The organism is Agromyces sp. NPDC055520 (assembly GCF_053619715.1).
In genome coordinates this window covers 21,640-33,452 of sequence record NZ_JBSHJY010000034.1, presented here as the reverse complement: position 1 = coordinate 33,452, position 11,813 = coordinate 21,640, and the positions used below count along the sequence as shown (strand labels likewise).

14 protein-coding genes are annotated in these 11,813 nt (G+C 73.8%); 11 read left to right on the top strand and 3 right to left on the bottom strand.

All coding sequences use genetic code 11. The annotated features are described in order from the left end of the window. A partial coding sequence (xdhC, locus tag ACWGST_RS13075; protein WP_452047100.1) for a xanthine dehydrogenase accessory protein XdhC occupies window positions 1–580 on the top strand: 580 nt, incomplete at its 5' end. Window positions 581–597: 17 nt separating this feature from the next. On the opposite strand, the gene ACWGST_RS13070 is transcribed toward xdhC, so the two are convergent. Beyond that, the gene (locus tag ACWGST_RS13070; protein ID WP_452047103.1) at window positions 598–1,071 is read right to left on the bottom strand and encodes a nucleoside deaminase; all 474 of its coding nucleotides are present in this window, start codon (window positions 1,069–1,071) and stop codon (window positions 598–600) included. Window positions 1,072–1,269: 198 nt separating this feature from the next. On the opposite strand from ACWGST_RS13070, the gene ACWGST_RS13065 reads away from it, so the two are divergent. From ACWGST_RS13065 to moaA, 5 genes are read left to right on the top strand one after another with little or no spacing between them, the layout of a single operon-like run. Then, entirely contained in the window at window positions 1,270–1,686 is a 417-nt protein-coding gene (locus ACWGST_RS13065; protein ID WP_452047099.1) for a TOBE domain-containing protein, read from the top strand. Next, window positions 1,683–2,534 (top strand): molybdate ABC transporter substrate-binding protein, encoded by an 852-nt coding sequence (modA, locus tag ACWGST_RS13060; protein WP_452047098.1) that lies wholly within the window; start codon window positions 1,683–1,685, stop codon window positions 2,532–2,534. Before ACWGST_RS13065 ends, modA begins: the two co-directional genes overlap by 4 nt. Further along, entirely contained in the window at window positions 2,531–3,334 is an 804-nt protein-coding gene (locus ACWGST_RS13055) for an ABC transporter permease (protein WP_452047097.1), read from the top strand. Before modA ends, ACWGST_RS13055 begins: the two co-directional genes overlap by 4 nt. Next, window positions 3,331–4,479, top strand: coding sequence for a sulfate/molybdate ABC transporter ATP-binding protein (locus ACWGST_RS13050; RefSeq protein WP_452047096.1), 1,149 nt, complete (start codon window positions 3,331–3,333; stop codon window positions 4,477–4,479). The genes ACWGST_RS13055 and ACWGST_RS13050 overlap by 4 nt, the downstream gene beginning before the upstream one ends. Before the next feature lie 38 nt (window positions 4,480–4,517). Next, the gene (gene moaA / locus ACWGST_RS13045) at window positions 4,518–5,642 is read left to right on the top strand and encodes a GTP 3',8-cyclase MoaA (RefSeq protein WP_452047102.1); all 1,125 of its coding nucleotides are present in this window, start codon (window positions 4,518–4,520) and stop codon (window positions 5,640–5,642) included. A 30-nt stretch (window positions 5,643–5,672) separates the two neighbouring features. Here the strand turns inward: moaA and ACWGST_RS13040 are convergent, their stop codons facing one another. Together ACWGST_RS13040 and ACWGST_RS13035 are read right to left on the bottom strand one after the other, a co-directional pair. Continuing rightward, on the bottom strand, window positions 5,673–6,086 hold the full coding sequence (locus tag ACWGST_RS13040; RefSeq protein WP_452047095.1) for a molybdenum cofactor biosynthesis protein MoaE: 414 nt from the start codon (window positions 6,084–6,086) through the stop codon (window positions 5,673–5,675). A 39-nt stretch (window positions 6,087–6,125) separates the two neighbouring features. Continuing rightward, complete coding sequence (locus ACWGST_RS13035; RefSeq protein WP_452047094.1) at window positions 6,126–7,286, bottom strand: ThiF family adenylyltransferase; 1,161 nt, start codon at window positions 7,284–7,286, stop codon at window positions 6,126–6,128. Window positions 7,287–7,374: 88 nt separating this feature from the next. Here ACWGST_RS13035 and ACWGST_RS13030 point away from each other — a divergent pair, with 88 nt between their 5' ends. The 5 genes from ACWGST_RS13030 to ACWGST_RS13010 are packed head-to-tail and all read left to right on the top strand — an operon-like array spanning window position 7,375 to window position 11,810. Beyond that, window positions 7,375–7,623, top strand: coding sequence for a MoaD/ThiS family protein (locus ACWGST_RS13030; protein ID WP_452047093.1), 249 nt, complete (start codon window positions 7,375–7,377; stop codon window positions 7,621–7,623). 13 nt (window positions 7,624–7,636) lie between these two features. Then, window positions 7,637–8,932 (top strand): molybdopterin molybdotransferase MoeA, encoded by a 1,296-nt coding sequence (locus ACWGST_RS13025; RefSeq protein WP_452047092.1) that lies wholly within the window; start codon window positions 7,637–7,639, stop codon window positions 8,930–8,932. 42 nt (window positions 8,933–8,974) lie between these two features. Next, on the top strand, window positions 8,975–10,288 hold the full coding sequence (locus tag ACWGST_RS13020) for a molybdopterin molybdotransferase MoeA (RefSeq protein WP_452047091.1): 1,314 nt from the start codon (window positions 8,975–8,977) through the stop codon (window positions 10,286–10,288). Continuing rightward, window positions 10,288–10,764 (top strand): cyclic pyranopterin monophosphate synthase MoaC, encoded by a 477-nt coding sequence (gene moaC / locus ACWGST_RS13015; protein ID WP_452047090.1) that lies wholly within the window; start codon window positions 10,288–10,290, stop codon window positions 10,762–10,764. The genes ACWGST_RS13020 and moaC overlap by 1 nt, the downstream gene beginning before the upstream one ends. After that, complete coding sequence (locus tag ACWGST_RS13010; protein ID WP_452047089.1) at window positions 10,761–11,810, top strand: DUF6457 domain-containing protein; 1,050 nt, start codon at window positions 10,761–10,763, stop codon at window positions 11,808–11,810. The genes moaC and ACWGST_RS13010 overlap by 4 nt, the downstream gene beginning before the upstream one ends. Window positions 11,811–11,813: the final 3 nt, after the last annotated feature.

The following is an 11,813-nucleotide window of genomic DNA, read 5'->3' as shown; positions in this document are numbered from 1 at the left end:
GAGACAGGAGTACGGCGTGCAATGCTGCGGAGGAGAGGTCACCATGCTGCTGGAACCCGTGCGGGTCGTGCCGTCGGTCGCCGTGTTCGGCGTCGGTCACGTCGGGCTCGAACTCGCCCGCATCCTCGGCCGGCAGGAGCTCGAACTCCACCTCGTCGACTCCCGCGCCGAGATGCTCGCACCCGGGCGACTCGGCGTGCCGGGCGTCTCCGGTCCGCTGGGCGACGCCGTCGCCTCGGTGCGCCTCCACCACGAGCCCGTGCCCGAGGCCGGGCTGGCGCTGCTGCCGCCCGGCTCGCACGTGCTGATCATGACGCACGATCACGTCGAGGATCTCGCGATCACCGACTCGGCCCTTCGTCGCGGCGATCTCGGATCCATCGGCCTCATCGGTTCGCGGTCGAAGTGGGCGCGGTTCCGCACGCAGCTGATCGACCTCGGTCACGACGAGGCGACGCTCGCCCGCGTCGAGACGCCGATCGGCATCCCCGAGGTCGGCGGCAAGGCGCCGGCGACGATCGCGGTGAGCGTCGCGGCGCGCATCCTCCAGCTCATCGAGCGACCCGAGACGGGCGACTGACCGCGCGACAGCGCGGCTCAGTACTCGATCCGCGAGGCCGTGCGGCTCCACTCTGTGAACGGCGCGACGCGACGCGCATCGCCGAGGTCGATGCTCGCGACCGGCATCGCGGTCCGCTCCTCGGCGCCGCCCTCGAAGTAGCGGTAGAAGGCGGCGTCGTCGAAGCCGGCGGCCGCGGCGTCGTGGCGATCCGCGGCGAAGTAGACGCGATCGATGCGGGCCCAGAGCGACGCGGCGAGGCACATCGGGCACGGCTCGCAGCTCGTGTAGAGCGCCGCGCCGCTGAGGTCGAAGGTGCCGAGACCCTGGCAGGCCGCCCGGATCGCCGAGATCTCGGCGTGAGCGGTGGGATCGAGGTTCGCGGTGACCCGGTTGACGCCCTCGAAGACCTGCCCGTCGGCCGAGACCACGATGGCTCCGAAGGGTCCGCCGCTGCGGCGCACGTTCTCGGTGGCGAGCTCGACGGCGCGGTCGAGGTGACCGGCGGCGATCCCGGTGTCGGCGCCGCCGGGGGGCGACTCGGGGCGGTGCGCGTCGAACTGGTCCAAAAGGGGGCTCCTCGCCGTCTCACGGGCGGTTCGACAGTAACAGCCGGGGTGCCGACGGTCTACGAGCCAGCCTCGGTCGGCGGCGACGGTGCGGGTCGAATCGAGTTGTCATTCCGCATCTGCGGACGTATCGTTGGATCCATGGCGCAGTATCGGATCAGTGAGGCCGCTTCGCTCGTCGGCGTGAGCGACGACACCGTTCGCAGATGGGTGCACGAGGGCCTGCTTCGAGCCGAGAAGGACGCCGCGGGTCGCCAGGTCGTCGCCGGCGACGAGCTCGCAGCGCGGGCCACCGCGATCGCCGCGGCTGCCGCCACCGCCGCAGATCGCAGCAGCGTGCACCGGAGCGCGCGCAACCGCTTCGTCGGCCTCGTCACGCGCATCGAGATCGACGGCCTCATGGCCCAGGTCGAACTGCAGTGCGGGCCGCACCGGGTCGTCTCCCTCATGTCGGCCGAGGCCGCGCGCGAGCTGCGTCTCGAGGTCGGCTCGACGGGCGTCGCGGTCGTCAAGGCCACGATGGTCGTCGTCGAGACTGAGAAGGGCGCCGACGGATGACTCGGCGCTGCCGCCCCCTCGCCACGGCAGCGACGATCGCAGCCACGGCGATCGCAGCGCTCGCCCTCGCCGGTTGCGCGGGCGCGGATGCGAGGGCGGGCACCGGACCCGGCGCGACCACACCTGCCGCCACGGCCGATCCCGAGCTCCGCGGCGAGCTCACGATCTTCGCCGCGGCATCGCTCGGCGGCGCCTTCGACGAACTCGCCGCGCAGTTCGAGGCGCGCCACCCCTCGCTCGACATCGCACCGATCACGTACGACGGCTCGGCGACCCTCGCCACCCAGCTCATCGAGGGGGCCGCGGCCGACGTCTTCGCCTCGGCCGACGAACGCAACCTCTCGAAGGTCGATGACGCGGGCCTCGTCGACGGCGCGCCCGAACCCTTCGCGACCAACGTTCTCGAGATCGCGGTGCAGCCCGGCAACCCGCTCGGCATCGACGCGCTCGACGACCTCGCTGCCGGCGCCGGCCACGAGGCATCCGACGACCCGCTCGTCGTGGTCTGCGCACCCGAGGTGCCGTGCGGCAGCGCGGCCGCGACGCTGCTCGAGCTCGCCGGCGTCGCACTGACTCCCGCGAGCGAGGAGCAGAACGTGAGCGCCGTGCTCACGAAGGTGCGCTCGGGTGAGGCCGACGCCGGCCTCGTCTACGTCACCGACATCGCAGCGGCCGCGGGCGACGTCGAGGGGGTGCCGATCACGGGGGCGGATGCCGCCACCAACGTGTACCCGATCGCCGCACTCGCCGAGGCGGCGAACCCCGAGGCGGCCCGTGCGTTCGTCGAGTTCGTGCGCTCCGACGAGGGTGCCGCGGTGCTCGCCGCGTTCGGGTTCGGCCGGCCGTGACGCGCGAACGCAGCGCCGGGTTCCCGTCGTGGCTGCTCGTGCCGGCGGTGCTCGGCGCCGCCCTGCTCGTCGCGCCGCTCGTCGCCCTGCTCGTGCGGCTCGACTGGCCGGGCGTGCCGGCCGCCATCACCTCGCCCGCCGCCGTCGAGGCGCTCACCCTCTCGCTCGCGACGGCGAGCATCGCGACGCTCGTCTGCCTCGTGCTCGGGGTGCCGCTCGCCGTCGTCATCGCCCGCAGTTCGCGAGGCGTGGCCGCCGTGCTCCGCACCCTCGCGACGCTGCCCCTCGTGCTGCCGCCCCTCGTCGGGGGCATCGCGCTGCTCGCGCTGCTCGGCCGCAACGGCCTGCTCGGCGGAGTGCTCGAACTCGCCGGCATCCGGGTGCCGTTCACGACCGCCGCCGTCGTGATCGCGCAGGCGTTCGTGGCGCTGCCGTTCCTCGTGATCTCGGTCGAGGGGTCACTGCGCACCGCCGGCACGGGGTTCGAGGTGGTCGCTGCTGGGCTCGGCGCGAGCCCGACCACGGTGTTCCGCCGCATCACCCTGCCGCTCGTCGGCCCCGGCCTGCTCGCCGGCACCGTGCTCTGCTTCGCCCGCGCGCTCGGCGAGTTCGGCGCCACCGCGCTCTTCGCCGGCAATGCCGCGGGCACGACCCGCACCATGCCGCTCGCGATCTACACGGCCTTCAACGGCGCGGGCGTCAGCGAAGACACCGCGATCGCCCTCTCGCTCATGCTCATCGTCGTCGCGATCGCCGTGCTCCTCGTGATGCGGGGTTGGCGAGAGGATGCCGCGCGGTGAGCGGCCCCGGGGCATCCGGCGGTCTCGCGGCCGACTTCCGGGCCGAGCTCGGCGACTTCTCGCTCGACGTCGCGCTGCGCGTCGCGCCGGGCGAGACGCTCGCGGTGCTCGGCCCGAACGGTTCGGGCAAGACGACCCTGCTGCTCGCCGTCGCCGGCCATCTCGCCGTCAGTGCGGGTTCGATCCACGTCGACGGGCGCGAACTCAGCGCCGCCATGACGGGCCGGCGCGGTCGTCGCGTCGCACCCGAGGGCCGTCGGGTCGGTCTGCTCGGCCAGCAGCCGATGCTCTTCCCGCACCTCAGCGCACTCGACAACGTCGCCTTCGCGCCGCGATCGCAAGGCGCCGGCGCGCAGGCCGCACGTGAGGTCGCCGGGCGCTGGCTCGAGCGAGTGGGGCTCGCGGAGTTCGCCGCACGTCGCCCGGCCGAACTCTCGGGGGGCCAGCAGCAGCGCGCCGCCCTCGCACGAACGCTCGCCTCGCGGCCCGCGGTGCTGCTGCTCGACGAGCCGTTCGCGGCGCTCGACGTCGAGAGCGGCGCCGTCATGCGCGGCCTCCTCGCCGATGCGCCGTGGCCGACGCCGATTCCGACCGTGCTCGTGACGCACGACCCGCTCGACGCGATCGTGCTCGCCGATCGGGCGGCGATCCTGCACGACGGGCGCATCGTGCAACAGGGGGCGACGGCCGAGGTGCTCGGCCACCCCGCGACGCCGTTCGTGGCGGCGCTCGCGGGCGTGAACCTCGTCGTCGGCGTCATCGACGCGAGTGGCGACCTCGTCGCGAGCGGTGACGGCGGCGCCGACGTCGACACCGGCATCACGCTCAGAGGCCCCGGCCTCTCGCTCAGGGGCACCGGCGAACCGTCGGCCCCGGGCACGTCGGCGTCGGCCGTGTTCAGCCCCGGCGCGGTGCACGTGTCACCGGCGGGGCAGGGCGAGCACGCGGCATCCGTCAATCGCTGGATCGGAACGGTCGCCGTGCTGCAACCGGTGCCCGGCGGCGTGCGCATCGGCACGGCGGAGCACCCGGGGCTCGCGGTCGACGTGCCGTCGGCGGCGGCGGTCTCGCTCGACCTCGCGAGCGGCGCGCGGCTCGCGTTCTCGGTTCCCGCCGCCGAGGTCTCGGTGCGGGTTCGCCCATGAACCGGTGTTACGGTGGGGCACGACGAAGGGGGTGACCCATCCTGAACCCGGACGCTCCGCTCGCGGCGGCTCCCTCTCGCGATGACACCCGGCCCGCCGCCCGTCGCCTCCCCGCAACCGGCCTCACCGCCGGGCTCGTCACCGACCGATTCGATCGACCGCTCCGCGACCTGCGCATCTCGGTCACCGACCGGTGCAACTTCCGCTGCGTCTACTGCATGCCGAAGTCGGTCTTCGGCCGCGACCACGCCTTTCTCGACCGCGCCGAACTGCTGACCTTCGACGAGATCACCCGCGTGGCGCGGGTCGCGGCCGCCCACGGCGTCGAGAAGCTGCGGCTCACCGGCGGCGAACCCCTGCTGCGACGCGGCATCGAAGAGCTCGTCGCCATGCTCGCCGAGTTGCGCACCCCCGACGGGCGCCGGCTCGAGATCGCGCTGACGACCAACGGCGCGGCGCTCGCGGTGAAGGCCGCCGCGCTGCGGGAGGCCGGTCTCACGCGGGTCACGGTGTCGGTCGACTCGCTCGACGACGCCCTGTTCCAGTCGATCAACGACGTGCGGTTCCCGGTCGCCCGCGTGCTCGCGGGCCTGCAGGCCGCGCACGACGCCGGACTCGGCCCGATCAAGGTCAACATGGTCGTCAAGCGCGGCCTCAACGACCACGAGGTGCTGCCGATGGCACGGCACTTCAAGGACTCGCCGTTCACACTGCGGTTCATCGAGTACATGGATGTCGGCACGTCCAACGGCTGGCGGCTCGACGAGGTCGTGCCCTCGGCCGAGATCATCGCCGCCATCGGTGCCGAGATGCCGCTCGAACCGATCGGCGCGACGGCGCCCGGCGAGACCGCGGCGAGGTGGCGCTATCTCGACGGCAGCGGCGAGATCGGCGTGATCTCGAGCGTCACGAAGGCCTTCTGCGGCAGCTGCAACCGGGCGCGCATCTCGACAGAGGGCAAGCTCTTCACGTGCCTCTTCGCCTCTGACGGGCACGACCTGCGGGCGCTCCTGCGCGGCGGTGTCGACGACGAGGGACTCTCGGCGGCGATGGCCTCGATCTGGGGCGCACGCGACGACCGCTATTCAGAGGTGCGTTCGAGCCTCACGCCCGAGTTGCGGGCCGCTCGCCCGAAGGCCGAGATGTCGTACCTCGGCGGCTGACGCCGATCTGCCCACCGGCATCGCCCGACGTCAGAGCCCGACCCACTCCGAGACGCCGTCGGCGAAGTGCTGGCGCTTCCAGATCGGCACTTCCGCCTTGACGAGCTCGACGAGGCGCTCGCACGCGTCGAAGGCCTCGGCACGATGCGCTGCGGATGCCGCGGCCACGAGTGCGACGTCGCCGATCTGCAGTTCGCCCACCCGGTGCACGGCCGCGACGGCGATGCCGGTCTCGTCGGCGATGCGCTGCACGCACTCGGCGATGAACCGCTCGGCGTCGGGGTGCGCCTGGTAATCGAGCGCGAGCACCTCGCGCCCGCCGTCGTGGTTGCGCACGACCCCGTGGAACATCACGACGGCACCGCTCGTGTCGGCCTCCACCGCGGCGCGCACGGCGGCCTCGTCGATCGGCTCGGCGGCGACGGCGGCCAGGGTGGGGTTCATGCGTGCCTCTCGGGTGGCGGTGGTGGTTGGTAGCGCAGGTCAGCGGTGCACGAGGTCTGCGGCCACCGACGCGAACGCAGTGATGCCGCCGGCGAGGTACACGACGTCGGCATGCCCGCGCTCGCGCAGCAGCCTGGCCGCCCGGCGCGACCGCGGATCCTGCTCGCAGTAGACGACGATGGCGCCGCCGCCCGCATCGGGCTCGGCGCCGCCGACGAGGTCGCCGAGCGGCACGAGTTCGCTGCCCAGAATGCGTCGCAACGCCGCTTCGCCGGGCTCCCGCACGTCGACGAGGTGCAGCGGTTCGCCGCTGCGCAGGCGGCGCAGCAGCTCGGCCGACGAGATCGGCGCAGCGGCCCCCGCCTGCGAGGTGCTGCGCTCGTCGGCGACCCCGCAGAACAGCTCGTAGTCGACGAGCGAGGTGATCGCCGGGGCATCCGCAATCGCTTCGTATTCGATCTCTCGAATGCGACCCGACAGCGAATCGATCGTCGTCACTCGGCCCAGCAGCAGCTCGCCGATGCCCGTGACGAGCTTGACGACCTCGCCCGCCATGAGGCTTCCGACGGTGGCGCAGAGCGTCGGCAGCACTCCCCCGAGCGCGCACGAGAGCACTTCGTCGGGCGCGGGCGGCACCGGGAACAGGTCGCGGTAGGTGGGGCCGTGCTCGCGCCACGACAGGCCGACCTGGCCGTGGAATCGCAGGATCGCGCCCCACACGAGCGGCTTGCCTTCGAGCACGGCGGCATCGCTCGTCAGATAGCGGGTCGGGAAATTGTCGCTGCCGTCGACCACGAGGTCGTAGTCGGTGAGGATGTCGCGCAGATTCGCCGCGGTCAGCCGCTCGCCGTGGCGCACCACACGGCAATCGGGGTCGATCGCGGCGACCGTGTCGGCGAGCGAGTCGACCTTGCGGCGACCGATGTCGGCGATGCCGTGGCTCACCTGCCGGTGCAGGTTCGAGAGTTCGACGACGTCGTCGTCGGCGAGACCGATCGTGCCGATGCCCGCGCCGGCCAGGTACGGCACGAGCGCGCTGCCGAGTCCGCCGGCTCCGACGACCAGCACGCGCGCGGCGGCCAGACGGCGCTGGGCGAGTTCACCGAAGCCGGGGAGCATGATCTGGCGGCTGAACCGGGCGATGCGCTCGGGGGCGAGCGGCGCCGACGGCTCGACCAGTGGTGCCGGGCGTGCGCGCATGGGGCCATTGTACGTTCGGCACCCGAGGGTGCGCTCGGTGCTCCCGCTCGGCCGCTCGCCCCGACGCCGAGACGGGTAGCATCGTTCCATGACCCTCGTGACGGTTCGGTACTTCGCGGCAGCCGCCGAGGCGGCGGGCGTCGACGAAGAACGCATCGAGTTCACGGGCGCGGCCACGCTCGGCTCGCTGCGCGACGAGCTCGTCGCGCGGTACGGCGCCGACATGGAGCGCGTGCTGCGGTCGGGCTCGTTCCTCGTCGACGGCACCGTGCGGCGAGAGACGGGTCATCCGCTCGCCGCCCGGGTCGATATCCTGCCGCCGTTCGCCGGCGGCTGATCGCGGGGCCGAAGTGCGCACATTCGTCGAACACCAGCACGCGGTGCGCGAGCTGCTCGCCCCGCTGCGTGCGTCGCTCGAGGCTGCCGAGGGCGCCGAGCTGCTCGCGCTCGACGCCGTGTCGGGCCCGCACGAACGGCTGCGCGCCCACGGTCGAGTGCTCGCGCGAGACGTGCTCGCCCCCGGCGACCAGCCCGCCTTCGCGAACTCGCAGATGGACGGCTATGCGGTCGCCGCGGCCGACCTCGCGGCTGCCCGCCCCGAGCGACCCGTCGAACTGCCGGTTGGGCGCACGACCGCCGCGGGCGACCCCGTCGGCACGCACTCGCCCGGCACCGCGTCGCCGGTCATGACGGGGGCCGCCGTGCCCGTCGGCGCCAACGCGATCGTGCCCGTCGAGGCGAGCGATCCGCCGCGGTTCCCGGGCCTCGGGGGCGGGGCGCACGACGTGCCCCCCGGCACCACCGTGCGCTTCGCGCACCCGGTGGGCGCCGGCGACTTCGTGCGCGCCGTCGGCACCGACGTCGAGCGCGGCGCGGTACTGCTGCCCGCGGGCACCCGGCTCGGACCGGCGCAGCTCGGCACGCTCGCAGCCGCCGGCATCACCGAGCTCGCGGTGCGCCGCCGCATCAGGGTGCTCCTGCTCTCGACCGGCCACGAGTTGCGACCCGCGGGCGAGCCGCTCGCGCCCGGGCAGATCCACGACGCCAACACCCCGATGCTCCGGGCCGCGCTCGAGGGTGCCGGCGCACTCGTGCGCGACGCGCGCACCCCTGACGACGCCGAGGCCGTCGTCGCAGTACTCGAGGGCGCGGCCGGCGAGGTCGACCTCGTGGTCACGACCGGCGGCGTGAGCGCCGGGGCGTTCGAGGTCGTACGCGACGCGCTCGCGTCGCGCGGGGTCGAGTTCGTGGGCGTCTCCATCCAGCCGGGCGGGCCGCAGGGGCTCGGCCGCGTCATCCTCGCCCCGGGCACCGGCAGCGTGCCCGTCGTGAGCTTCCCCGGCAACCCGGTGAGCGCGCTCGTCTCGTTCGAGCTGTTCCTGCGGCCGGTGCTGCGGTCGTTCGCCGGCCTCCCGCCCGACCGGCCGCGCGCCACGCTTCGCCTCGCGCACGACGTGGTCTCGCCGATCGGCAAGCATCAGGTGCGGCGCGGCGTGCTCGACGGCGCGGGCGACGTCGAGGTCGGCGCGCCCGGTTCGCATCTGCTGCACGCCTACGCGAACGCGACCGTGCTCGTGCACCTGCCCGTCGGCGTCGACGCGCTGCGCGCCGGAGACTCCGTCGATGTCTGGCGCATCGATGACTGACGTCTGGCGCATCGAGTCCGGCGCATCGATGACCGAGTCGCGATGAGCGGGGATCTCGACCCCGCCCTCGACACCGTCGACGTGCACCTGGCCCGCGTGCTCGGTGCGGTGCACCCGCTCGCCATCGTCGAGGTGCCGCTCGCCGAGGCCGGCCTGCGCGTGCTCGCGGTCGACGTGCGCAGCCGCCTCGACATCCCGGTCTTCGACAACTCGGCCATGGACGGCTGCGCCGTGCGCCATGCCGATGTCGCCGCGGCGAGCCCCGAGCATCCCGTGGCGCTGCGCATCGTCGCCGAGGTCGCGGCCGGCAGCGCCGACGACCCGGCGATCGGCCCCGGCGAAGCGGTGCACATCATGACGGGCGCGCCGATGCCGAGCGCGGCCGACACGGTCGTGCCCGTCGAGCACACCGATCGAGGCCACCCCGTCGTCGCCGTGACGACCGCCCCTCGACAGGGAGCGCACGTGCGCCGGGCGGGCGAAGACCTGCGGGCGGGCGATGCCGTGCTCTCGGCGGGGGTGCGACTCACCGCCGCCCGCGTGTCGGCCCTCGCAGCGGCCGGGCTCGATCGCGTCGCGGTGCACCCGGCACCCCGTGTCGCCGTGATCTCCACCGGCAGCGAACTCGTCGCCCCGGGGCATCGGCTCGCCCGCGGGCAGATCCCCGAGTCGAACTCGCTGCTCGTCGCCGGACTCGCGCGCGAGGCGTTCGCCGAGGTCGTGCACGTCGCGACCGTGCGAGACGACGAGGCTGCGCTCGTCGCCGAACTCGCGCGCTGCCTCGAGGCCGGCGTCGACCTCGTCGTGCTCTCGGGCGGCGTGAGCGTGGGTGCGCACGACGTCGTGAAGGCCACGCTGACACCGCTCGGCAGCGTCGGATTCCACCGCATCGCGATGCAACCCGGCAAACCACAGGCGTTCGGGATGCTTCGTGGCGACGCCCGCCCGCCGGTTCCCGTGTTCGGGCTGCCGGGCAACCCCGTCGCGACGGCGGTCTCGTTCGAGGTGTTCGTGCGGCCCGCACTGATGCGGATGCAGGGCGCGCGGGACGTGCAGCGGCGCCGCATCACAGCGATCGCCGCCGAGGGCTGGCGCGTGCCGAGTGCGCGCGTGCAGTTCATGCCCGTGGCGCTCGTCGAGCACGATCCCCGCGCAGACGATGACCGCCCGACCGACGCCCGCCCGACCGACGCCCGCCCGACCGACGCCATCCCGAGGGTGCGACCGGCGACCCGGGGCGGATCGGGCTCGCACCTCGTCGGCGGCCTCGCGGCGGCCGACGGATTCGCGATCGTGCCCGCCGAGGTCGACGAGGTTCGTGCGGGCGACCCCGTGACTGTCATGCTGGTGACGTGATGAACGAGCAGCCATTCACCCATCTCGACGCACGTGGCGAGGCCCGCATGGTCGACGTGACGCAGAAGACGCCCACGGTGCGCAGCGCCACCGCGACCGGCCGCGTCGCGTGCGGCCCCGCTGTCGTCGCGCACTTGCGCGACGGCAGCGCACCGAAGGGCGACGTGCTCGCGGTCGCGCGCATCGCGGGCATCCAGGCCGCGAAGCGCTGCGCCGAACTGCTGCCGCTCGCCCACGTCATCGGCGTGCACGGTGTCGTGGTCGACCTCGCCGTCGACGACGGCGGGGTCGCCATCTCGGCGACCGTGCGCACGGCCGACCGTACGGGCGTCGAGATGGAGGCGTTCACCGCGGTCTCGGTCGCCGCGCTCGCGATCGTCGACATGGTCAAGGGCATCGACAAGTCGGTGTCGATCGAGGGCATCAGGCTCGAGGCCAAGACGGGCGGCAAGTCGGGCGACTGGCATCGCCCGTGAGCCGGTCGCCGCACGATCTCCCGCACGACGGTCCCGACGACGCCGGTACGCCCGGTATCGACACGCTCGGCATCGGCACGTTCGGCACAGCCGTGCTCGACGCCGTCGTGCTCGCCGGCGGCCGGTCGTCGCGGCTCGGCGGCTCCCCGAAGGCAGAGCTCGAGATCGGCGGCAGGCGCCTCGTCGACATCGCGGTCGTCGCGGCAGCGACAGCTGGTGCGCGCCGCACCGTCGTCGTCGGCCCCGAGGGTCTCGTCCCCGAAGGCCCCACCGTTGAGGGCCCCACCGCCGGCTCGGTGCTCACGACCCGCGAAGCACCGCCGTTCGGCGGCCCGGTCGCCGGGCTCGCGGCCGGCTTCGCGGCACTCGACCGGGCGGGCTTGGCGCGCGAGGCATCCGACCGCTCGGAACCGGCAGCCGACTGGGTGCTCGTGATCGCGTGCGACCTGCCCCGCGCGCCCGATGCGGCCGTCGCGCTGATCGACGCCGCGCGACGCGCCGACGACGCGGTCGACGGCATCTGCCTCGACGACGGGCGCCTGCAATGGCTCGCCGCGGTCTACCGCCGCGCGTCGCTCGCCGCAGCGCTCGACGATCTCGGCGACCCGCGCGGTGCGTCGATGCGCACGCTCGTGCACGGCCTGGTGCTGGCATCCGTCGCCGCCGCCGACGGTCTCGCCGACGACGTCGACACCTGGGACGACGTCGAACGCGCCCGGCGAGCCCACCCGTCCCACCTCTCGAACCCGCAGCACCCGCCCACCGCCGAAGGAGTCCGCATGTCATCCGCACCGCAATCCCCCGAGTCGCTCGACGCGTGGCTCGCGGCCCTGGCCGGCGAGCTCGGCCTCGACCCGGCCTCGGTTCCGGTCGGCGCCGTGCTCGACCTCGCCCGCGACGTCGCCCACGGCGTCGCCCGGCCGGCCGCCCCGCTCAGCACCTTCCTGGTGGGCCTCGCCGCCGGCGCCGGAACCGGGTCGATCGCGGAGCTCTCGGCGCGGGCGAGCGCCCTCGCGGCAGACTGGTCGCCCGCGTCGCCCGAGTAGCCG